Origin of the sequence: Alcaligenes sp. 13f (genome assembly GCF_020496585.1) — a bacterium.
In the GTDB taxonomy this organism is placed as follows: Bacteria; Pseudomonadota; Gammaproteobacteria; order Burkholderiales; family Burkholderiaceae_B; genus Alcaligenes; species Alcaligenes phenolicus.
The window spans coordinates 1-400 of sequence record NZ_JAHKKC010000079.1 but is presented as its reverse complement, the minus strand read 5'-3'; the positions used below and the strand labels follow the sequence as shown (position 1 = coordinate 400).

Below are 400 nucleotides of genomic sequence, written 5' to 3'. Positions count from 1 at the left end.
CTGTTAACCTCTTCTGGTCTTAAAAGACAGCAACACGCCAGTAAGGTGTTGGTTCCCGGTACCCTGGTCAGGTAAGAAATGTTATAAGCCATCTCCCCGAAAGATTCAATAATCAACAGGTTATCGCTTACTATACATACAGCGTTGAAGAAAAATAAGGCAGATATAAAAAAGGCTCCACGAGGGAGCCTGATATTATTTTGTGAAATCCAGCGGCGCATGGTCAGTGCGTATTTGCAGCGCGACGTTATCAAAGGTGATCATCGTCGATTTACAAAAAATACACTTAGCGCCCAAAGGGTTTCGCTCCGTCACATCGAATGCCGATGTGCGGTACTGTGAACCATGACAACATGGACAGCGGAAATGGAGATGTTGAGTAATAATGGCAACCTTAGAG

General features: G+C 44.5%; 2 protein-coding genes. Both read right to left on the bottom strand.

What is annotated here, in order from left to right; translation table 11 throughout:
* The coding region (gene ymcE / locus KOE80_RS20220; protein ID WP_226349859.1) for a protein YmcE at nucleotides 1-221 on the bottom strand (221 nt) is incomplete at its 3' end.
* Nucleotides 196-400 (bottom strand): hypothetical protein (locus KOE80_RS20215; RefSeq protein WP_264180324.1); only part of this gene is annotated, 205 nt, incomplete at its 5' end. The genes ymcE and KOE80_RS20215, both read right to left, overlap by 26 nt.